This is a genomic window from Streptomyces sp. NPDC085866 (assembly GCF_044541035.1).
GTDB lineage: Bacteria > Actinomycetota > Actinomycetes > Streptomycetales > Streptomycetaceae > Streptomyces.
The window spans coordinates 62,591-82,709 of the sequence record NZ_JBITSQ010000025.1; the positions used below are offsets into that span (position 1 = coordinate 62,591).

A 20,119-nucleotide genomic window follows, 5' to 3' on the forward strand; every position below is an offset into this window, starting at 1 on the left:
TCTGGGCCACTGAAACGACTCGCAGGGGGTGCACGACGGCCCCGGCGCGGACGGAGTGCCGTGCGCCGGGGCCGTGGTCGGTGCGGGTCAGACGAGGTCCATCGCGGCGACCTCGTCGGGGCGGCCGTAGCTGACCGGACCCTGGAAGCGGCGGCGGGCGGTGGCGAACCACCACACTGTGGCCACGACCAGGACGACGGCCAGCGCGATCGGCGCGTAGTTGAAGGAGTCGACGGTGATCGGCGAGGCCTGCGGCAGCATGAACAGGACGCTGCTGAGCCCGACCCAGATCACCGCGAGCCAGCCGATCGGCCTGCCCCAGCGGCCCAGGTGCCAGGGGCCCGGCTGGAACTCGTCGCCGAGCCGCAGCCGCAGGAAGATCGGCACGGCGTAGGCGAGGAAGAGTCCCACCACGTTGACGCTGACGATCGCGGTGAACGCCGTGTGCGACCACCAGCCCGGGACCACCAGGGCGAGCGAGCAGGCCACCGCGAGCCACACGGCCTTCACGGGCGTACGGGTGCGCGGAGAGACGGTGTGCCACAGGCGCGAGCCGGGCATGGCGCCGTCCCGGGAGAAGGCGAAGATCTGCCGGGTGTTGCTGGTGAGGTTGGCGAGGCCGCAGAAGAGCATCGCGCCGATGACGATGAGGAGCATCACCTTGGCAGTGCCCAGTCCGAGGCCGTCGATGAGAATCTGGACGGGCGGCGCGGAGGAACCCGCCACCTTGCCGTAGTCGCTAATGCTGTAGACCAGTGCAAGCATCAGGATCAGTCCGGTGATCGCCGAATAGCCGATGGAGCGGGTGATCCCCCGCGGTGCGTTCACCGTCGCGCGGACCGTTTCCTCGGACATGTGGAAGCTGCCGTCGAACCCGGTGAAGGTCCAGCTGGTGACCAGGAGCCCGAGCATGCCGCCGTAAAGCCCGTTCGTGAAGCCGGTGTTGTTCTCGAAATGCGTCACGAAGGACGCCGGCTGATGATGGTCGGGCATCACGATGAGTGTGCTCACGATCACCACGAGTCCGATCAGCAGCCACCACACGGAAATCCGGTTCAGCACGGCGACGAGCTGGACGGTATACGTGTTGGCGAGGCCCTGCAGCACGATGATCACAGCCGTGATCAGGACCGTCTGGTGCACGGTGGGCCGGTACGAGGTCCACTGCAGGGCGATGAAAGCCTGGATGAAGGTGGCCGCCGCATAGCCGGTGGCAGCGGTGCCGCCGATCTGGCCCACGAAGTTCAGCCAGCCGGTGAACCAGGACCAGGCACCCTTGTGCCGCTTGGCGAGTTTACCCGCCGAGAAATACAGCGCACCGCTCGTCGGATAGGCGGAGGCGACCTCGGCCATTGCCGCGCCGATGAACAGCACCATGACGGACACGCCGATCCAGCCGAACACGAGAATGCGGGGGCCGCCCGCATTCATTCCGTATCCGAAGGACGAGAAAATACCCGAAAGAATATTGATGATGGTGAAGGAGATCGCGAAATTGTCGAACGCCTGGAAACGCCGGGTGAGTTTCCGGGGATAACCCATCGCATGCAGGGTCGCGTCGTCGTCGATGACGACCGGGGCCTCTCCCCCACGAGCCTTCGCCCGTGGAGTCGATATCCGTTCGGACACAGATCTGCCTTTCTCTCGGTGGGGGGACAGAGCACGTGCGGGGTCAGGCGGCTCCCGGAACGGGCAGGCCGCAGGAGCGCCGGGCCCGGGAGAGCTGCTCGGCGGGGTCACCGAAGGCACTCCAGGGCATGCGCGAGGCGTACGGCCCCATCGCCGTGAAGACCGCCCGGGCCTCGAACTCGCGCTGGGCCATCACCAGCGCGTGCGCGAGGTAGGCCAGGTCGAGCACCGGGGTGAAGCGGTAACCGGCCGCCGCGGGCAGCCAGTTCTGGTAGATCGCCAGCGCGGTGGAGCGCCACTGGGGCTGTTCCCAGACCCGGTCGGCGAGCAGCTGGGTGGGGTTGTAGCTCTCCACCAGGGCGACCAGCGGCAGCAGCCGGAGGGCGGAGTCGGCGGGCGCCCGCTGGCTGAGGAAGGCGGCGACGTCCCAGGCCGCGTTGACCGAGCCGCCGTGGCGGGTGAAGAAGCACGACAGGAAGCGGTGGTGGCCCTCGCGGTGCCACGGATCCAGGGACAGGATGTGCGCGAACAGCCGCCAGGGTCCGGGCGGGGCGGTGAGCAGACCGTGCGGGGCGGGGTCGCGCAGCCGGTGCAGCCGGGCCATGGCCAGCTTGGCGACCCAGGGGGTGGGGTCGTCGGGGGCCATGGCGGCCGCCCGGTCGCAGGCGGTCAGCGCGATCCGCTCCAGCGCCTCGGCGCGCTCGTCGCGCGCGTCGGCGGCCCGCGTCGCGCGCTGCACCGCGACCCGGGCCCACATCAGCGCCGCCTCGGGGGTCGGCTCCTCGGCGAGCCAGCGTTCCACCAGGTCGGTGTCGGCCGCCTCGGAGGCCAGCACCAGCGAGCGGTGGGCGCGCAGGGCGAAGTCGGAACGCGTCTCGGCGAGGGCCTCGGACGCGTATCGATAACGGCCGGCGCGCACATCGACACATACGCTCGCCAGGACACGGTCGTCGGCCGCCGGATGCCATACATAGTGCCCTTCGAATAACTCCGCGACCATGTCCCCCTGTCCGTCCCCGTCCGACGCATCGCAGTTGTGCACCAGGCACCTTACTCAGCATTCGGCGCACCGGGAACGCCGGGTTTCACATACCGGTCAACGGGCCGGGAATGTTAATCCTTTCGATTGACCGGCGGTCAGCCAGTGGTTCAAGGGGTGACTTTTTCGGCCACCCGATTGGTCCAGTCGCTATGGGCCGCTACTAGACTGTTTCCGGAAAACACCCCACACCGCACCACACCTCGGGAATCACCATTCACGACCTCGCCGCCCGGCTGCGCGGGCTTCCCCCCTCCGTGGGGCCGGTCCGGCTGATCGCCGTCGACGGGCACGCAGGCTCCGGAAAGTCCACCTTCGCCGGGCGGTTGGCCGCCGCGCTCGGCGGGGCGCCCGTGCTGCACCTGGACGACATCGCCAGTCACGAGCAGCTCTTCGACTGGACCGACCGGCTCCTGGCCCAGGTGATCGGCCCCCTCTCGCACGGCGAGAGCGCGCACTACACCCCTTACGACTGGCGCGCCCGCGCGTTCGGCCCGCCGCTCCCGCTGCCGCCCTCTCCCGTCGTCGTGATCGAGGGGGTCGGCGCCGGCCGCCGGGCCCTGCGGCCGTATCTGGCCGAGCTGCTGTGGATGGAACTGCCTCGCGAGGAGTCCTGGGCACGGGGCCGGCTGCGGGACGGTGAGGAGCAGCGGGAGTTCTGGGCCGGGTGGGTCGAGGCGGAGCACGCGCACTTCGCCGCCGACCCCTCGCGCCCCCATGCCGATCTCCTGGTGCGCCAGACGCCGCAGGGGTACGCGGTACTGCCGGGGCCCGCGAGGACCGCTGAACCGGACCGTACGGTCACCCAGGGTGATGACCCGTCCGCAGTGTGCTGAACTTGTGAAGACCCTTGCGGGCGAACTTCTTTGAGTGCATCGAGGGCGCTTGACCCGGGGACCGTACAGGTCTTACGTTCTCAATGTGCGGCCATTCGGAGCCGCCCACATACGCGAAGCCCCCGGTTGTTCCCCCGTGATCGGGGGCTTCGTTCTGCCCGCGGCCCGTTTTCCGGGCGCCCCGCGCACCGATCCGCTCACCCTCGGTCACCGTCCCGTGTGCGCCCCGTCTGCTCCCACCTCGTCGAACGGCCCGTGCTGCACCCTTCGGTGCGCGGTCGTCCCACGGGTACGATGCCCTCGGTGCGACCTTCGAGCGGCTGCCTCGCGCACCTGCAACTCCGGTCCGCGGCACGGCGGTTCGACCGCGGCGGCCGTCGGGCGACTGCCCGGCGGTGAACCAACGGGGGCACGGTTTGTGGGGGACGTGATGGACTTCGGCACGCAGGGCCCCGAGGCCCCGGCCGACCTCGCCTGGCTGCGAGGCGTGGACGCCTACACGATGGGTGCCTATCCGCAGGCGGAGGAGGAGTTCCGCGCCGCGGCGCGGATGGACCCGGGGATGGCGGACGCCTGGCTCGGGCTGCACGCGCTGCGGGTCGACACGACGACAGCGCTGCTCAGAATGTTCCGGCACCGGGACCGCTTCGGGGAGCAGCGCGCCCGGCACCGGCGGACCCTCAACTCCTGGTACTGGCTGGGCTGGTGGGTGCAGCCGGTGCTGGAGAGCCCCCGCGATCTGCTGCTGGCGCACGCCTCGCACTGGCTGGACGGCCGGCACGTCCCGGAGCTGGACCGGGCGCTGGCCGGGCTGCCCCCGGTGGACACCGACCCGCAGGTCCGCTTCCTGCACGCCTGCCGCGCCTATCTCGTCAAGGACTGGGACCAGCTGGTCCGGCACACCGATCCGCTGCTCGACGATCCCCTGCTCGGCATCGAGGCGGGGCTGTTCGGCGGCATGGCCCGGGTCCGGCTGGAGATGTACGGCCAGGCCGAGCCGCTGCTCTCGGCGGCCCTGATGCGCTGCCGCAGCGAGCAGCCGCAGCGCAAGGAGCTGCGGTACTGGCTGGCGCGGGCGCACGAGGGAACCGGGCGCAGCGCCGCGGCCATGCCGTTGTACCGCGCGGTGCACCGGGTCGACCCGGCCTTCATGGACACCTCGGCCCGGCTGGCCGCGATCGCCGAGGGCGACGGGTACGACGATCCGGCCGACCTCGCGGCGATCACCCTGACCGGTGCCGGTGCGGACGCCATGGACGGCCCGGACACGCTCGACCCGCTCTTCGGCACCGAGGGGCGCGACCTGAGGCTCTCGGACCCGGACCTGCCGACCGGGCCGGTGCCGTCGGTCTCCGATCCGACGGTGCGGGCGAAGAGCGGGATGCCGTCCTCGCCCCTTCCGGCGGGGCCGACCGACGCCGCATTACTCGAGGAGGCGCTCGCAGAGCTGGAGCGCATGGTGGGTCTCGAGCCGGTCAAGCGCCAGGTCAAGGCGTTGTCCGCGCAGTTGAACATGGCGCGGCTGCGGGCCGGGCAGGGGCTGCCGGTACAGCCGCCCAAGCGGCACTTCGTGTTCTCGGGTCCTTCGGGGACCGGCAAGACCACGGTCGCCCGGATCCTCGGCCGGGTGTTCTACGCGCTCGGTCTGCTCGGCGGCGACCACCTCGTGGAGGCCCAGCGGGCCGATCTCGTCGGCGAGTATCTGGGGCAGACGGCCGTGAAGGCCAACGAGCTGATCGACTCCGCGATCGGCGGCGTGCTCTTCGTGGACGAGGCGTACTCGCTGTCGAACTCCGGGTACGGCAAGGGGGACGCGTACGGGGACGAGGCGCTGCAGGTGCTGCTGAAGCGGGCCGAGGACAACCGGGACCACCTGGTGGTGATCCTCGCCGGCTATCCCGAGGGCATGGACCGGCTGCTCGCCGCGAACCCCGGGCTCTCCTCCCGTTTCACCACCCGGGTGGACTTCCCCTCCTACCGGCCGCTGGAGCTCACCGAGATCGGCAAGGTGCTCGCGGCGGAGAACGGGGACCTGTGGGACGAGGAGGCGCTGGAGGAGCTGCGGTCCATCGCCGGGCATGTGGTCGACCAGGGGTGGATCGACGAGCTGGGGAACGGCCGGTTTCTGCGCACGCTGTACGAGAAGAGCTGCGCGTACCGGGATCTGCGGTTGTCGACGTATCCGGGGGTGCTGTCCCGGGCGGACCTGGCGACGCTGCGACTGCCCGACCTGATGCAGGCCTATGGAGAGGTCCTGTCGGGACGGGGACCGCACGATCCGTCGGCCATGTAGGCACAGCCGAGCGCTCCGAAGGGGCGCGGGGGCTGTTTCGCTGTGCGGCTCCGCCGCGTGGGCGCGACCGGTCCGGCGCGCCCACGGACGGGAGACGGCGTCAGGTGGCCAGTACTTCCTCCGGTTCCCCGCTGGCCCTCGGCTCGGAGAGCCTGGGTTCCGGGGTCTCGCGGTGGGCCGGGTCGCGGACCTCACCCACCAGGAGTTCCAGGGCGTCCTCCAGGGCCACCAGGCCCAGGACCCTGCCGGAGCCGTCCGCCACCTGGGCCAGGTGGGTGGCCGCGCGGCGCATGACCGTCAGGGCGTCGTCCAGGGGGAGTTCCGCGCGCAGGGTGGCCATGGGGCGCCACACGTGCTGGGGGACGGCCCGGCCGGAGTCCTCCAGGTCCAGGACGTCCTTGACGTGGATGTAGCCCATGAACGCACCCGTCCCGGCCGCAACCGGGAAGCGGGAGTAGCCGGTGCGGGCCGTCAGGTCGACGATCTCCCCCGGCGTGACCGACGGAGTCACCGTCACCAGGGACTCACGCCGCAGCAGGACGTCCGTCACCGGACGGGAGCCCAGCTCCAGCGCGTCCTCCAGCCGCTCCTGCTCCTCGGGGTCGAGGAGGCCCGCCTGGCCGGAGTCCTCCAGCAGACGGTTCAGCTGCTCGCTGGTGACGACGGCCTCGACCTCGTCCTTGGGCTCGACGCGGAAGAGCCGCAGGATGGCATGGGCGCAGGCACCGAGGGCCACCGTGATCGGCCGGCACACGCGGGCGAAGGCGACCAGACCGGGGCTCAGCCACAGCGCGGCCTTCTCCGGCGCCGCCATCGCGAGGTTCTTCGGCACCATCTCACCGATCACGAGGTGGAAGAAGACCACGGCGGCGAGGGCGATCACATAGCCCAGCGGGTGGATCATGCCGTGCGGCAGGTGGATCGCCTCGAACAGCGGCTCCAGCAGATGCGCCACCGTCGGCTCGGCCACCGCGCCGAGCGTCAGGGAACAGACGGTGATGCCGAACTGCGCGGCCGCCATCATCTGCGGCAGCCGCTCCAGGCCGTACAGCACCTGCCGGGCCCGGGCCGTGCCCAGCGGCTCGATCTGGCTGCGGCGCACGGAGACGAGCGCGAACTCGGCGCCGACGAAGAAGCCGTTGGCGAGCACCAGCAGCGCGGCGAACACCAGTTGGAGGACGCTCATCGGACGGCCTCCATGACGTTCGTCGCCAGGACCGTCCTGACCAGGCGGACCCGTTCGGCGCGGTAGTGGCCGACCTGGCGGACGGACAGCCGCCAGCCGGGCAGTTCGGCCCGGTCGCCGGGGGCCGGGATCCGGCCGAGCAGGTCGGCGACCAGGCCGGCGACGGTCTCGTACGGCCCCTCGGGCACGTCGAGACCTATGCGCTGCAGGATGTCGACACGGCAGCTGCCGTCGACGTCCCAGGCGGGCCTGCCGTCCTCCGGCGGGGCGGGGGCCAGCTCGGGCATGTCCTTGGCGTCGTGCTCGTCGCGGACCTCGCCGACGAGTTCCTCGACGATGTCCTCCAGGGTGACCACGCCCGCCGTGCCGCCGTACTCGTCCACCACGACCGCGATGGGCTGCTCGCTGCGCAGCCGGGCGAGGAGGGGTTGGACCGGCAGCGTCTCGGGGACGAGGAGCGCCTTGCGGGCGATACGGCCGACCGGCGTGCGCAGCCGGTCCTGCACGGGGACCGCCAGGGCGTCCTTGAGGTGGGCCATGCCGACGATCTCGTCGATCTTCTCGCGGTAGACCGGGAAGCGGGACAGACCGGTGGCGCGGGTCAGGTTGACGACGTCCTCGGCGGTGGCCGTGTCCTGGAGGGCGCTGACCTTCACGCGCGGGGTCATGACGTGCTGCGCGGTCAGGTCCCCCAGGGACAGGGTGCGCACGAACAGGTCGGCCGTGTCCTGCTCCAGGGCGCCGGCCTGGGCCGAGTGCCGGGCCAGGGACACCAGTTCGCCCGGGGTGCGGGCCGAGGCCAGTTCCTCGGTGGGTTCGACGCCGAGGGCGCGCACCAGCCGGTTGGCGACCGTGTTGAGCACGGCGATCACCGGGCGGAACAGACGGGAGAAATGGTGCTGGGGGCCCGCGACGAAGCGCGCGACCTGCAGCGGCCGGGACACCGCCCAGTTCTTGGGCACGAGTTCGCCGATCACCATCTGGACCGCGGAGGCCAGCAGCATGCCGACGACCACGGCGACACCGGAGACGGCGCCCTCGGGGATGCCGATCGCCGTGAACGGGCCGCGCAGCAGTTCGGCCAGGGCCGGTTCGGCGAGCATGCCGACGACGAGGGAGGTGATGGTGATGCCGAGCTGGGTGCCGGAGAGCTGGAAGGACAGTTCCTTCAGCGACTCCACGACCGTACGGGCGCGCTTGTCGCCCTCGGCGGCGGCCTTCTCGGCGTCCGGCCGCTCGACCGTCACCAGGCCGAACTCGGCCGCCACGAAGAAACCGTTGGCGAGAATCAGCAGGAACGCCGCTCCGAGGAGCAGCAGGGGGATGGTCATGATGCCGCCGCCTCGGTATCTCGGGAGGGGGCGGCGCAGGTACTACAGGACGATCCGTCCATCGCTGGAGGGAGTCACTCCTCGGGTAGCAGGGGGCCTCTGAAGACCAGGGGGCAACATCAGTGGCGGAGGCGCAACGAAAACGCCTCCGCCAACAGATTAATCAAGACATGGCCCTCTACGGCAGATCCCGCATCGAGCGGGCCTCGGCCAGCGCCCGGAGGGTCTTCGCGTCGGCGATGGCGTGCTGCTTGGCGATGCCCGGCTGGATGCCGAGCGCGGGCAGGCTGGTGCCGTCGCTGAGGTTGAGGAACACCCAGGGGTCGCCCGGACGGAGGTTCACCTGGAGGATCTCCGCCCAGTCCAGGCGCCGCTTGCTGGCGATGTTGACGACGGTGACGCCGGTCTCGTCGGCGACGACCTTCACCCGGGCGAGCTGGGCCAGCGCCCAGAAGATCAGTGCCCCGGTGATGACGAAGCTGAGCCGCTCCCCCGGGCCGAGCTGCTCCAGCAGCATCGCGATCCCGGAGATCACCAGGAAGATCACGAGGCCGGCGGTGAGCAGGATCGCCCGGGTGCGGCCCGGCCGGAAGGTGACGGGGAGGGTGGGCAGGGGGGTCGGGTCGGACATCTCGGTGCGTACCCCTCAGAGGCGGCAGGCGTGGATGGCCGTGGTCAGGATGGCCCGGGCGCCGATCTCGTACAGGTCGTCCATGATCCGCTGCGCCTCCTTGGCGGGAACCATGGCGCGGACGGCGACCCAGCCCTCGTTGTGCAGCGGGGAGACGGTCGGCGACTCCAGGCCCGGCGTCAGGGCGACGGCCTTCTCGAGCTGCTCGACGCGGCAGTCGTAGTCCATCATCACGTAGGTCCGGGCGACCAGGACGCCCTGGAGGCGGCGCAGGAACTGCTGGACCTTGGACTCGGCAGCCTCCTCGTCGTCGGCGCCGGTGCGGCGGATGACGACGGCCTCGGACTTCATGATCGGCTCGCCGAAGACCTCCAGGCCCGCGTTGCGCAGCGAGGTGCCGGTCTCGACGACGTCGGCGATGACCTCGGCGACGCCCAGCTCGATCGCGGTCTCGACGGCGCCGTCGAGGTGGACGACGGAGGCCTCGATGCCGCTGTCGGCGAGGTGCTTGGCGACGATCCCCTCGTAGGAGGTGGCGACCGTCCTGCCCTTCAGGTCCTCGATGCCGTTCGCCGTGCCGGGCTTGGCGGCGAAGCGGAAGGTGGAGCGGGCGAAGCCGAGCGGCAGGATCTCCTCGGCGTCGGCGGCGGAGTCGACCAGCAGGTCTCGGCCGGTGATGCCGATGTCGAGGCGGCCGGAGGAGACGTAGATCGCGATGTCGCGGGGGCGGAGGTAGAAGAACTCGACCTCGTTCTCCGGGTCCACGATCCGCAGCTCTTTGGACTCCCGGCGCTGCTGGTAGCCGGCCTCATGCAGCATCTCCGCCGCAGGGCCGGACAGTGAACCCTTGTTGGGGACGGCGATGCGCAGCATGAGGTCGGCTTCCTTTGCGTGAAGGGGAGTGTGCTGGGGGCTCTTTACGGCGTGCGGTTTACAGGTGGGCGTAGACGTCTTACAGGTGGGCGTAGACGTCGTCGAGGGAGATCCCGCGGGCGACCATCATCACCTGGACGTGGTACAGCAGCTGCGAGATCTCCTCGGCGGCCGCCTCCTTGCCCTCGTACTCTGCGGCCATCCAGACCTCGGCGGCCTCCTCGACGACCTTCTTGCCGATGGCATGGACGCCCTTGCCGACCAGCTCGGCGGTGCGGGAGGAGGCGGGATCGCCGTGGGCGGCCTTGTGCTGGAGCTCGGTGAAGAGCTCCTCGAACGTCTTCTTGGACATGGTGAGCCCCACCCTACGCGGTTCGGGGGACTCCCTAGTGCCAGGGTTCAGATACTGAGCGGAGCGTGGCCGCCGTCGCCACCGCGGCCGTCACGGCCTCGTGCCCCTTGTCCTCGTTGGAGCCCTCGATGCCGGCCCGGTCCAGGGCCTGCTCCTCGGTGTCGCAGGTGAGCACGCCGAAGCCGACGGGGACGCCGGTCTCGACGGCCACCTGGGTGAGGCCCTGGGTGACGCCCTGGCACACGTAGTCGAAGTGGGGGGTGCCGCCGCGGATGACGACGCCGAGGGCGACCACCGCGTCGTAGCCGCGGCCCGCGAGGACCTTGGCGGCGACCGGCAGCTCGAACGTGCCGGGGACCCGGATCAGGGTCGGCTCGTCGATGCCCAGCTCGTGCAGGGCGCGCAGGGCGCCGTCCACCAGGCCGTCCATCACCTTCTCGTGCCACTGCGCCGCGATGACGGCGACCCTGAGGTCGCTCACGTTGCGTACGGACAGTTCCGGTGCACCCTTGCCGCTCACGTCTCTCCTTAGTGCTTTCCGCTTACTGGTTGGCGCAGGTGGCCGCGGACGCGGCCACAGGGGCTGCCGCGGACGCGGCCACAGGGGCTGCCGCGGACGCGGCCACAGGGGCTGCCGCGGACGCGGCCACAGGGGCTGCCACGGCCGGTGTGTCCAGCCAGGGCAGGTCGTGCCCCATCCGGTCCCGCTTGGTGCGCAGGTACCGGAGGTTGTGCTCGCCCGCCTGGACGGGCATCGGCTCGCGGCCGGTGACCTTCAGGCCGTGGCGCAGCAGCGCGTCGGTCTTGTCGGGGTTGTTGGTCATCAGGCGGACGCTGCGGACGCCGAGGTCGGCGAGGATCTGCGCGCCGGCGCCGTAGTCGCGGGCGTCGGCGGGCAGGCCGAGTTCGAGATTGGCGTCCAGGGTGTCGTGGCCCTGCTCCTGAAGCTCGTAGGCGCGCAGCTTGGACAGCAGGCCGATGCCGCGTCCCTCGTGTCCGCGCAGGTAGACGACGACCCCGCGGCCCTCCTCCTGGATGCGGTCCAGGGCGGTGTCGAGCTGGGGGCCGCAGTCGCAGCGCAAGGAGCCGAAGACGTCGCCGGTGAGGCATTCGGAGTGGACGCGGACCAGGACGTCCTCGCCCTCGCCGATCTCGCCGTGCACGAGGGCGACGTGCTCGACGCCGTCGAGGGTGGAGCGGTAGCCGTAGGCGGTGAAGGTGCCGTGCGCGGTGGGCAGGCGGGTCTCGGCCTCGCGGCGGACGGTGGGCTCGCTGTCTCGGCGGTAGGCGATCAGGTCCTCGATGGAGATGATCGTCAGGCCGTGCTTGCGGGCGAACGGGATCAGCTCGGGCAGCCGCAGCATCCGGCCGTCCTCGCCGGCGATCTCCACGATGGCGCCGGCCGGGCGCAGGCCCGCGAGCTTGGCCAGGTCGACGGCGGCCTCGGTGTGGCCGTTGCGGACCAGGACGCCGCCCTCCCGGGCGCGCAGCGGGAAGATGTGGCCGGGGCGGACGAAGTCGGTGGGCTCGGCGGTGCCGTCGGCCAGCAACTGGAGCGTGGTGGCGCGGTCGGCGGCCGAGATGCCGGTGGTGACACCGTGCGCGGCGGAGGCGTCGACGGAGACGGTGAACGCCGTCTTCATCGACTCGGTGTTGTCCGCGACCATCTGCGGCAGCTGCAGCCGGTCGAGTTCGTCGCCCTCCATGGGCGCGCAGATCAGACCCCGGCACTCGCTCATCATGAAGGCGACGATCTCGGGGGTCACCTTCTCGGCGGCGACGACGAGGTCGCCCTCGTTCTCCCGGTCCTCGTCGTCGACGACCACGATCGGGCGGCCGGCAGCGATGTCGGCGATGGCCTGCTCGACCGGGTCGAGCGTGAAGTCCTCGATGTCGTCCGGGCTGTAGAGGACGGGGGCCGTAGTCATGCCGGTGCTCCTTCCAGGACCGGCTGCGCGGTTCGGCGGGAGCGCAGCCACCAGTCGCGCATGCCCCACAGGACGAGCGCGCCGTAGATGACGTAGACGAAACCGGAGAAGGCGTAGCCGTTGGCGAAGTTGAGGGGCACGCCGACGAGGTCGACGAGCAGCCAGGCGAACCAGAACTCGACCATGCCCTTGGCCTGGGCGTACATGGCGACGATGGTGCCGACGAAGATATAGGCGTCCGGCCAGGGGTCCCAGGACAGCTTCGGGTAGGCCGTGAACAGCAGGGCCACCGCGACGGTGCCCGCGGCGGCCGCGGCGAGCATCGCCGCGCGCTCGCGCCAGGTGGCGAACCGGGGGGTGATGTGCCCGTCCTCGGCCTTGCCCTTGGTGCGCTGCCACTGCCACCAGCCGTACAGGGCCACGGCCATGACGACGGCCTGCTTGCCGGCGCTGCCGGTCAGGTGGCCGTAGAAGGCGGCGAAGAGGACGAGGCCGGACAGGAACTGCACGGGCCAGGTCCACAGGGAGCGGCGCCAGCCGAGGGCGAGCGCGATGAGGCCCAGGATGTTGCCGACCATGTCGGACCAGATGATGTGCTGGCCGAACACGGTGAACGCCTCGGAGTTCAGCCAGCTCACTTGCCGGCCCCCCGACCGGCCGCGAGCAGCCGCTCCACGTACTTGGCGATGACGTCCACCTCGAGGTTGACCGGGTCGCCGGGCTGCTTGTGGCCGAGCGTGGTCAGGTCGAGGGTGGTCGGGATGAGGCTGACGGTGAAGTAGTCCGGGCCCGCCTCGACGACGGTGAGGCTGATGCCGTCGACGGTGATGGAGCCCTTCTCGACGACGTAGCGGGCGAGGTCCGCGGGCAGCGAGATGCTGACGATCTCCCAGTTCTCGGAGGGTGTGCGGGCCAGTACCTGGCCGGTGCCGTCCACGTGGCCCTGCACGATGTGCCCGCCGAGGCGCGCGCCCACGGCGGTGGGGCGCTCGAGGTTGACCCGGGAGCCGACGGTGAGCACGCCCAGGCTGGAACGCTTCAGGGTCTCGGCCATGACGTCGGCCGTGAACTCGTCACCCTCGTGCTCCACGACGGTGAGACAGACGCCGTTCACGGCGATGGAGTCGCCGTGCTGCGCGCCCTCGGTCACGACGGGGCCGCGGAGCCGGAAACGGGAGGCGTCGCCGAGATTCTCGACGGCGGTGACCTCACCCAGCTCTTCGACGATTCCGGTGAACACTTCCCGGGTCCTCCTGCCTCGTTCGGGCACGGACTCCGGGGCCTGTCGATGACGACAGAATGTACGGGTGAGCAACGCCGTGAGCTCAGCCGACGCCGAAAAGGGACCCGTCCGCACACGGACGAGCCCAGATACGGCGGCGCGCACACGAACATGCCCGCCCGCCGCGCACTGCCTCCCATCCGGACTTTAACCGTCGGTCCAGGAATTTCACCTGGTCAACCGGCCGCTGGAAGCGACCGGGTCGCGGACTGTAACCGCCGGTTCGGACTTTCACCGACCCCGGAGTGCGCTGCTTCTGGTACACGGCCAGTGTGCCACGCCTGGTCGCCTTCCAGACAGGCGCAGGGTGTGGGCTCCCTCACAGCACGTGTCGCTGGACTTGCGCACCGGAACCGGCCTGGTCAACTGCCCTGCGGAGAGCGAGGGTTGACCTTGGTCCGGACCCATTGACCGCACTGGTCTAGTCCTTTTAGGGTGCGGGCGGACCCGGTGGCGGTGACGACGGCCCTTGCCCGCCGCCGGGTCGCCGCGCCTCTGACAGGGTGGGCCCATGACGACGCCACCCCTGCTCGCCGACGAGTTCGAGTCCCACCGCCGCCGGCTGTTCGGCCTGGCCTACCGCCTGCTCGGCTCGGCGCAGGAGGCGGAGGACGCGGTGCAGGACGCGTATCTGCGGCTCAGCGGCGCCGACCGCGCGGGCATCGAGCATCTCGGGGCATGGCTCGCCAGGACCGTCACCAACCTGTGCCTGAACCGGCTGACATCGGCCCGGGCGCGCCGCGAGGAGTACGTCGGGCAGTGGCTGCCGGAGCCGGTGGTCACCTCCGACGGAACGCTCGGGCCGCTGGAGTCGGCGGAGGCGCGCGAGCAGGTCTCGATGGCGATGCTGGTGCTGCTGGAGCGGCTGACACCCACCGAGCGCGCGGTGTACGTGCTGCGCGAGGCGTTCGGGTACGGCCACCGGGAGATCGCGGCCGTCCTGGACCTGAGCGAGGCCAACTGCCGTCAGCTGTACCGGCGGGCGGTGGGCCGGGTGGCCGCGACGGAGTCCCGCTTCGACCCCGCTCCAGAGCGGCGGGAGGAGCTGGTCACGTCGTTCCTCACGGCGGCCCGGGAAGGCGACCTGACCGGCCTGGAGAAGCTGCTCGCGGCGGACGTGACCTGGTGGAGCGACGGCGGCGGCAAGGTCACGGCGGCCCTGCGGCCGATCGAGGGCCGGGAGAAGGTCGCCCGCTTCGTGGCGGGCGCCTCGCAGCGCTTCGCCGTGGGCCTGGAGTACACGGTGGTGGAGGTCAACGGCGCGCTCGGGGTGGCCTCGTGGGTGGGCGACACGCTGGTCGGGGTCGTCGAGTTCGAGCTGGTGGACGGGCTGGTCGTGCACGTGTGGGCCGTGATGAACCCGGACAAGCTGGAGCACGTGCGGCGGCACCTGACCCGCCCGTAGCCGGGGCCCGCCGGGGCTTGTCACATTTCCCGGGGCTGCGCGGTCTCAGCTGACGCAGGGCGCTCCGACCGGGGGCGTCCCGGAGTCCGGAGGGACGGAAACAGCATGACCACGATCCTGGTGACCGGCGGAACCGGCACGCTCGGACGGCTCGTCACCGAGCGGCTGCGGGCGGACGGGCACGAGGTGCGGGTGCTCAGCCGGCACACCCGCCCCTACGCCGTCGACCTGCGCGAGGGCGGGCCCGGCCTGGACGCGGCCCTGGCCGGCGTGGAGACGGTCGTGCACTGCGCGAGCTCTCCGCGCGGCGGCGACGAACAGGCGGCGGACCACCTGATCGCGGCGGCACGGCGGGCCGGGGTGGGCCATCTGGTGTACATCTCCATCGTCGGCGTCGACCGGGTGCCGTTCGGGTACTACCGGTCCAAGCTCGCCGTGGAGCGGCGGATCGAGGAGTCGGGGCTCGGCTGGACCGTGCTGCGGGCGACGCAGTTCCACGACCTGGTGGTGACGGTTCTCCGGGGACTGGCCAAGCCGCCCGTCGTGCTGGTGCCGGCCGGGGTGCCGGACCAGCCGGTGGAGGTGGCCGAAGTGGCCGACCGTCTGGCCGAGTTGGCGCTCGCGGCACCGGCGGGGCGGGTGCCGGACATGGCCGGGCCGGAGGTGCGCACGTTCGACTCGCTGGCCCGCGCCTATCTCCGGGCGACGGGACGGCGCCGGCCCGTGGTCGGCCTGCCCCTGTTCGGGAAGACGTACCGCGCCTTCCGTGCGGGCGGCCATCTGGCTCCGGAGCAGGCGGTGGGCAAGGGGACGTTCGAGGAGTACCTGGCCCGCCGCTTCGGGCAGTGACGCCCCGGTGACGACCAGCGCTCCGCCGACGCCCCGGACGACAGGCCCTAGCGCTCCGCCGGTGCGAACAGTTCGTCCTGGGCCCGGTCCCGGGCCGTCAGCAGGGCCCCGCGCAGGACCGCGGCGCCGCCGAGGCTGCCGGCCCGTACCTCGGTGGCCAGCGGTGACATACGGCGGAGCCGCACCTCCACGCGTGCAGCGAGGGCCGCTCCCCCGGCCTGCCCGACCTCTCCGCCCAGGACCACGCAGCCCGGGTCGAGGATGGAGGCGACGGAGGCGGCCCCGATGGCGACCCGGTGGGCGAGGGCGTCGAGGAAGCGGTCGGCGGGACCGGAACCCCCGCCGGACGGGCCGGTCGCCTCCGCGACCGCCTCGCGCACCACCACCGCGACGCCGGGCCCGTCCAGCGGTTCCGCCCTCGGCAGGCCGTACTCCCGGGCCAGTGCGCCGACCGCCGCCGCCCCGGCCAGCGAGTGGAAGCCGCCGTCGCAGTCCGTCGCCGAGGGCAGCGCGGTCGTCCCCGGGACCGGCAGGAAGCCGATCTCGCCCGTGCCGCCGGAGGCGCCGCGGCGGAGGGTGCCGTCCAGGACGACCGCGGCGCCGACGCCGTGGCCCAGCCAGAGCAGGACGAAGGTGTCCCGGTCGTGGGCGGCACCCTCGCGCTGCTCGGCCAGGGCGGCCAGGTTGGTCTCGTTCTCCACGGTGACCCGGGCCTCGGGCAGCCGTTCCTGCAGGGCCGCGGCCAGGCGCCGGTGCCAGGCGGGCAGGCCGCCGGAGTCGCGCAGGTCGCCGGTGGCGGGGTCGACGAGACCGGGCGCCCCGATGCCGACGGTGTGCAGCCGGTCGGCACCGGCCTCCTTCGCGGTGCGCTCCACCGCCGCCACCACCTGCTCCACGGCGGGCCCGGTCCCGGTGTCCCCGCCGATCGGCACGGCCGCCTCGGCCAGCACCCGCCCGACGAGGTCGGAGACCAGCACGAAGACACCCCCGGTGCGGACGTCGAGCGCGGCCAGGTGGGCGCGGTCGGCGACGATGCCGTAGAGCCGGGCGTTGGGGCCCCGGCGCTGCTCGCCGGACTCGCCCACCACCGTGATCAGGCCGGAGGCGGTGAGCCGTTCTACGAGGTCGGCGACCGTCGGCCGGGACAGTCCGGTCAGCTGTTTCAACTGCCCTGCCGTCAGCGGGCCTTCCTGCTGCAACAGGCGCAGGGCGAGCCGGTCGTTGATGGCCCGGGCGGTGCTGGGTGATGCGGGCATGACCGGAATCCTCCCAGACGCGGGCGGCCGTATTAGTCGCTATCTATCAGGCAGGGTCCCTGATAGTTTACGGCGATGCCGCGAGGGCGCGGCGGGGAACTTCCGGGGAGGGGCTGGAACATGGGTGACGTGGGGTACCCGCGAGACGAGGTCAGGCGCGCCCGCTACGCCGTGGCGGCCGTGTTCACCGTGCACGGTGCCGTGACCGGCTCCTTCGCGACCCGCGTGCCGTGGGTCCAGGACCATGCCTCACTGAGCGCGGGACAGCTCGGGTTCGCACTCGCGTTCACGGCGTTCGGCGCCTCGTGCGCGATGCCGCTGGCGGGCCGGATCAGCCACCGTTTCGGCAGCCGTACGGCGCTGCGCGGGCTGATGGCGCTGTGGACGCTGTCGCTGGTCCTGCCGTCCTTCGCGCCGAACCTGTACACGCTGTGCCTGGCGATGTTCACCTACGGGGCGACCTCGGGCATGGCCGACGTGGCGATGAACGCGCTGGGTGTCGAGGTGGAGCGACTGCTCGGGAAGTCGATCATGTCCGGACTGCACGGCATGTGGAGCGCGGGCGCGCTCATCGGCTCGGCCGCCGGTACGCTCGCCGCCCATCTGGGCTCGGACGCGCGCCTGCATTTCGCGCTGACCGCCGCGGTCCTCACCCTGCTCGGACTGGTCGCCTGCGGCTGGGTCCTCGACGTGCAGCCCGCCGAGGACGAGGAGCCGCCGCCGCGGTTCGCGCTGCCGCCCCGCTCGGCCCTGCTGATCGGCGCGGTCGGCTTCTGCGCGGTGTTCGCGGAGGGGGCGAGCCTGGACTGGTCGGCGGTGTTCCTGCGGGACCGGCTGGACACCTCGGCCGGTCTGGCGGCGGCGTCGACGACGGGGTTCATGCTCACGATGGCGGTGGCCCGGATCGCCGGGGACGCGGTGGTGAACCGCTTCGGCGCGGTCCGCACCGTCCGGGCCGGCGGTGTCCTGGCCGGTCTCGGCGGCCTGCTGGTCGTCGTCGCGGGGCATCCCGCGGTGGCGATGGCCGGGTTCGCGCTGATGGGGCTCGGGATCGCCGTGGTCGTGCCGCTGTGCTTCGCGGCGGCCGGTCACGCCGGTCCCAACCCCAGCCAGGCGATAGCGGGCGTGGCGACCATCACCTACACCTCGGGGCTGATCGCGCCCAGCCTGATCGGCGGGGTGGCGCAGGCGACCAGCCTGGTGGTCTCGTTCTGCGTGGTGACCGTGCTGGCCTGCGGGCTCGCCGTGTTCGCGGGCGTGCTGCGCACCGCCGGGCGCGCCGGCCGGACGCAGGTCAGTCCGCAGGCCGCAGCAGTTCCCGACCCGCGGCCCTGAAGGAGTCGCTCCACGGCGCAGGGTGCAGGGTCGTCGCGTCCAGCCGGACCAGGACCCGGGCACCCTGCGCGTAGGTCTGCGCGCCGTCGGCCGAGCAGAAGCGGAAGCCGTAGGTCAGACCGGTGGTGCCGAGCCGTTCCAGCCAGAGGTGGACGGCGTAGCTGCCGGGGCGGGTCACGGGTGCCTCGTAGCTGATCCGCAGTTCACGGACGGCGTTGCAGGCGTCACCGGCGGCCGTCCAGTCGCCGTCGAACCGGATGCCGTACTCGTTCCACAGCTCGGCCCAGGCGCGCTCCACCATCAGCGGATAGCGGGCGTTGTGGAGCAGCCCGAGCGCGTCCAGGTCGTCGAAGTGGACGGTGACGGGGATCAGCCGGCCAGGTGTGACGGCGGGGGCGATCGGGGCTTCGGCGGTCACGGGAGGGGCTCCTGAACGTGCGGTACGGGGCGGCGGGGACACCCCATACTAAGCGACCGCTCAGGAGCCCCGGTCGGGAAGGGACCTGGTCGGACCCGGTCAGCCCGCTATCGAGTCCAGCTGCTCGGCGGCGGGCCGCAGCGCCCACAGGTCACCGCCGGGAGGCGCCTGGAGGTCGGGCACGGCCGCCTTCGCCGCCGTGTCACCGGCGTCCGCCGCCGCGTGGACGACATCGCTCGCCGCGTAGCGATGGAACTCCAGCTCGGGGTGCGGCCAGGCGGCGGCACCGGTCGCGGCCGGCAGCAGATAGTCCACCGCCTTGAGCAGGCTCTGCCCGTCCGGTCCCCGGTAGGCCCAGAGGTTCACGCCCACATGCCGGCCGATGGCGGCGAGGCGGGTGTAGGCGACGAGGTCGAAGGTCGAGTAGTGCCAGCTGCGGGTGCGGGCGAGCTCCTGAGGCTGGCTGCCGTCGGCGGCGATCTGCGGGTCGATCCGCCTGGCGCGCGCGTCGAGGACGGTCCGCCGGGCCAGGTCAGTGTCGCCGGTGGCATAGGCGAGGGCGGCGAGTTGCATGTCGTAGAAGGTGCCGTGGTTGTTGGCGGCCGCTCCCTCCTGCCTGCCGAAGTCGCTGTTCTTCAGCCAGCCGAGGAAGTCGGTGTTCCACCTGCCCATCGCGGTGCGGTCCTGGGCACTCCAGCCGGGGGCGCCGGTGGCGAGGATCGCCTGGGCGTCCAGCACGCTCGTGTACGACTGCGAGAAGTCGATGATGCCGATGGCCCGGCCGTCGTACTTGCAGGGGATGAACTGGGCGTGGTTCAGGTTGGGGTTCATCCGGGTGGCCGGGGCGAGGAACCAGGTGCGCAGGATCTGCCCGGCCTTCTCGGCGTAGCTCCGCCTGCCGGTGTAGTACCAGGCCAGCGAGAGGTCGTAGGTGGAGTCGAAGACCTTCTCCACGTCCTGCCGGTCGGTGCCGCTGTCCACCTCCGGATTGCGCCGGCCGTCACGCTGGAGGTACGGACAGCCCCAGGGGTTGTCGGCGGTGGGCGTCGTGGTGGGCCACCAGTAGGGGGCCTGGCTGAGGTAGTCGTGGACGTCGCCGCCGGGGGCGGGCTTCGGCTTGTCGACGACCGTCCAGGGGCCCTGGTCGAGCCACGCGTCCGCGCGGGTGGTCAGGTCCTCGAGCGCGCGCCGGAGTCGGGGGTCGTGGTCCAGACGGGACCGGGTCTGCTGGAGGCGGGCGCCGTCCAGGACGGCCGTCCGGGGAGCCTTGGGTGCCGCGTGGGCGGAGGGGACGAGCACGGCCGCGAAGGTCACCACGGCGGCCAGCAGTACGGTCGCACGGGATCTTCCACTCATCGAGCACTCCGATCATCATGAATCGGTTGATCAGGTATGTGAACGTTGTTCATGAGTAGGACCGTGCGAGCGTAGAGCGGCCAGGTACCCGTGACAATGGTCCGGACCGTCTTCACGTAC

18 protein-coding genes, 1 pseudogene and 1 riboswitch are annotated in these 20,119 nt (G+C 71.6%); of the genes and pseudogenes, 5 read left to right on the forward strand and 14 right to left on the reverse strand.

Annotated elements, in window-relative coordinates; genetic code table 11:
- Positions 1-87: 87 nt before the first annotated feature.
- The gene (locus ACIF83_RS41915) at positions 88-1,542 is read right to left on the reverse strand and encodes an amino acid permease (RefSeq protein WP_399735426.1); all 1,455 of its coding nucleotides are present in this window, start codon (positions 1,540-1,542) and stop codon (positions 88-90) included.
- A 130-nt stretch (positions 1,543-1,672) separates the two neighbouring features.
- On the reverse strand, positions 1,673-2,629 hold the full coding sequence (locus ACIF83_RS41920) for a hypothetical protein (protein ID WP_393475532.1): 957 nt from the start codon (positions 2,627-2,629) through the stop codon (positions 1,673-1,675).
- A gap of 254 nt (positions 2,630-2,883) precedes the next feature.
- On the opposite strand from ACIF83_RS41920, the gene ACIF83_RS41925 reads away from it, so the two are divergent.
- On the forward strand, positions 2,884-3,504 hold the full coding sequence (locus tag ACIF83_RS41925) for a uridine kinase (protein WP_393476575.1): 621 nt from the start codon (positions 2,884-2,886) through the stop codon (positions 3,502-3,504).
- A gap of 430 nt (positions 3,505-3,934) precedes the next feature.
- Positions 3,935-5,797, forward strand: coding sequence for an AAA family ATPase (locus ACIF83_RS41930; RefSeq protein WP_393475535.1), 1,863 nt, complete (start codon positions 3,935-3,937; stop codon positions 5,795-5,797).
- 100 nt (positions 5,798-5,897) lie between these two features.
- On the opposite strand, the gene ACIF83_RS41935 is transcribed toward ACIF83_RS41930, so the two are convergent.
- The 9 genes and pseudogenes from ACIF83_RS41935 to ACIF83_RS41975 all read right to left on the reverse strand — a co-directional run bounded on the left by ACIF83_RS41935 (position 5,898) and on the right by ACIF83_RS41975 (position 13,338).
- A complete protein-coding gene (locus ACIF83_RS41935; RefSeq protein WP_393475538.1) occupies positions 5,898-6,983 on the reverse strand; it encodes a hemolysin family protein in 1,086 nt (361 codons plus the stop codon).
- Positions 6,980-8,314, reverse strand: a complete 1,335-nt coding sequence (locus tag ACIF83_RS41940) for a hemolysin family protein (RefSeq protein ID WP_393475540.1) — start codon at positions 8,312-8,314, stop codon at positions 6,980-6,982. Before ACIF83_RS41940 ends, ACIF83_RS41935 begins: the two co-directional genes overlap by 4 nt.
- 178 nt (positions 8,315-8,492) lie before the next feature.
- Positions 8,493-8,945, reverse strand: a complete 453-nt coding sequence (locus ACIF83_RS41945) for a PH domain-containing protein (protein ID WP_399735431.1) — start codon at positions 8,943-8,945, stop codon at positions 8,493-8,495.
- Between the two features lie 15 nt (positions 8,946-8,960).
- Complete coding sequence (gene hisG, locus ACIF83_RS41950; RefSeq protein ID WP_393475545.1) at positions 8,961-9,818, reverse strand: ATP phosphoribosyltransferase; 858 nt, start codon at positions 9,816-9,818, stop codon at positions 8,961-8,963.
- A 79-nt stretch (positions 9,819-9,897) separates the two neighbouring features.
- Positions 9,898-10,170, reverse strand: coding sequence for a phosphoribosyl-ATP diphosphatase (locus tag ACIF83_RS41955; protein ID WP_028423093.1), 273 nt, complete (start codon positions 10,168-10,170; stop codon positions 9,898-9,900).
- Between the two features lie 34 nt (positions 10,171-10,204).
- A complete protein-coding gene (ribH, locus tag ACIF83_RS41960; RefSeq protein ID WP_094221666.1) occupies positions 10,205-10,690 on the reverse strand; it encodes a 6,7-dimethyl-8-ribityllumazine synthase in 486 nt (161 codons plus the stop codon).
- Positions 10,691-10,826: 136 nt separating this feature from the next.
- Positions 10,827-12,098 (reverse strand): annotated as a pseudogene (locus ACIF83_RS41965) (bifunctional 3,4-dihydroxy-2-butanone-4-phosphate synthase/GTP cyclohydrolase II); the annotation flags it as partial.
- Positions 12,095-12,736 (reverse strand): nicotinamide riboside transporter PnuC, encoded by a 642-nt coding sequence (locus tag ACIF83_RS41970; protein WP_399735436.1) that lies wholly within the window; start codon positions 12,734-12,736, stop codon positions 12,095-12,097. The pseudogene ACIF83_RS41965 and the gene ACIF83_RS41970, both read right to left, overlap by 4 nt.
- The gene (locus ACIF83_RS41975) at positions 12,733-13,338 is read right to left on the reverse strand and encodes a riboflavin synthase (protein WP_399735439.1); all 606 of its coding nucleotides are present in this window, start codon (positions 13,336-13,338) and stop codon (positions 12,733-12,735) included. The genes ACIF83_RS41970 and ACIF83_RS41975 overlap by 4 nt, the downstream gene beginning before the upstream one ends.
- Positions 13,339-13,502: 164 nt before the next feature.
- A riboswitch (FMN riboswitch) is annotated at positions 13,503-13,633 on the reverse strand.
- 258 nt (positions 13,634-13,891) lie between these two features.
- Between ACIF83_RS41975 and ACIF83_RS41980 the strand changes: the two genes are divergently transcribed.
- Together ACIF83_RS41980 and ACIF83_RS41985 are read left to right on the forward strand one after the other, a co-directional pair.
- Positions 13,892-14,785, forward strand: coding sequence for an RNA polymerase sigma-70 factor (locus tag ACIF83_RS41980; protein ID WP_399735442.1), 894 nt, complete (start codon positions 13,892-13,894; stop codon positions 14,783-14,785).
- Positions 14,786-14,890: 105 nt separating this feature from the next.
- Positions 14,891-15,634, forward strand: coding sequence for an SDR family oxidoreductase (locus ACIF83_RS41985; RefSeq protein ID WP_399735445.1), 744 nt, complete (start codon positions 14,891-14,893; stop codon positions 15,632-15,634).
- A gap of 47 nt (positions 15,635-15,681) precedes the next feature.
- Here the strand turns inward: ACIF83_RS41985 and ACIF83_RS41990 are convergent, their stop codons facing one another.
- The gene (locus ACIF83_RS41990; RefSeq protein WP_399735448.1) at positions 15,682-16,890 is read right to left on the reverse strand and encodes an ROK family transcriptional regulator; all 1,209 of its coding nucleotides are present in this window, start codon (positions 16,888-16,890) and stop codon (positions 15,682-15,684) included.
- 120 nt (positions 16,891-17,010) lie between these two features.
- Here ACIF83_RS41990 and ACIF83_RS41995 point away from each other — a divergent pair, with 120 nt between their 5' ends.
- Positions 17,011-18,225, forward strand: a complete 1,215-nt coding sequence (locus tag ACIF83_RS41995; protein WP_393475567.1) for an MFS transporter — start codon at positions 17,011-17,013, stop codon at positions 18,223-18,225.
- Here ACIF83_RS41995 and ACIF83_RS42000 read toward each other — a convergent pair.
- Positions 18,185-18,643 carry an acyl-CoA thioesterase gene (locus tag ACIF83_RS42000; RefSeq protein ID WP_399735452.1) on the reverse strand — a complete coding sequence of 153 codons (459 nt, stop codon included), beginning with the start codon at positions 18,641-18,643 and terminating at the stop codon, positions 18,185-18,187. The genes ACIF83_RS41995 and ACIF83_RS42000 overlap by 41 nt on opposite strands.
- A gap of 99 nt (positions 18,644-18,742) precedes the next feature.
- Positions 18,743-19,999, reverse strand: coding sequence for an alginate lyase family protein (locus tag ACIF83_RS42005; protein ID WP_399735455.1), 1,257 nt, complete (start codon positions 19,997-19,999; stop codon positions 18,743-18,745).
- Positions 20,000-20,119: the final 120 nt, after the last annotated feature.

Bases quoted from the DNA above. Each gene is read 5' to 3' on its own strand.
- ACIF83_RS41955 (WP_028423093.1), bottom strand. From the start codon at position 10,170: ATGTCCAAGAAGACGTTCGAGGAGCTCTTCACCGAGCTCCAGCACAAG.
- ACIF83_RS41995 (WP_393475567.1), top strand. From the start codon at position 17,011: ATGGGTGACGTGGGGTACCCGCGAGACGAGGTCAGGCGCGCCCGCTAC.
- ACIF83_RS41915 (WP_399735426.1), bottom strand. From the start codon at position 1,542: ATGGGTTATCCCCGGAAACTCACCCGGCGTTTCCAGGCGTTCGACAAT.
- ACIF83_RS42005 (WP_399735455.1), bottom strand. From the start codon at position 19,999: ATGAGTGGAAGATCCCGTGCGACCGTACTGCTGGCCGCCGTGGTGACC.
- ACIF83_RS41990 (WP_399735448.1), bottom strand. From the start codon at position 16,890: ATGCCCGCATCACCCAGCACCGCCCGGGCCATCAACGACCGGCTCGCC.
- ACIF83_RS41935 (WP_393475538.1), bottom strand. From the start codon at position 6,983: ATGAGCGTCCTCCAACTGGTGTTCGCCGCGCTGCTGGTGCTCGCCAAC.
- ACIF83_RS41985 (WP_399735445.1), top strand. From the start codon at position 14,891: ATGACCACGATCCTGGTGACCGGCGGAACCGGCACGCTCGGACGGCTC.
- hisG (WP_393475545.1), bottom strand. From the start codon at position 9,818: ATGCTGCGCATCGCCGTCCCCAACAAGGGTTCACTGTCCGGCCCTGCG.
- ACIF83_RS41920 (WP_393475532.1), bottom strand. From the start codon at position 2,629: ATGGTCGCGGAGTTATTCGAAGGGCACTATGTATGGCATCCGGCGGCC.
- ACIF83_RS41980 (WP_399735442.1), top strand. From the start codon at position 13,892: ATGACGACGCCACCCCTGCTCGCCGACGAGTTCGAGTCCCACCGCCGC.
- ACIF83_RS41940 (WP_393475540.1), bottom strand. From the start codon at position 8,314: ATGACCATCCCCCTGCTGCTCCTCGGAGCGGCGTTCCTGCTGATTCTC.
- ACIF83_RS41945 (WP_399735431.1), bottom strand. From the start codon at position 8,945: ATGTCCGACCCGACCCCCCTGCCCACCCTCCCCGTCACCTTCCGGCCG.
- ACIF83_RS41930 (WP_393475535.1), top strand. From the start codon at position 3,935: ATGGACTTCGGCACGCAGGGCCCCGAGGCCCCGGCCGACCTCGCCTGG.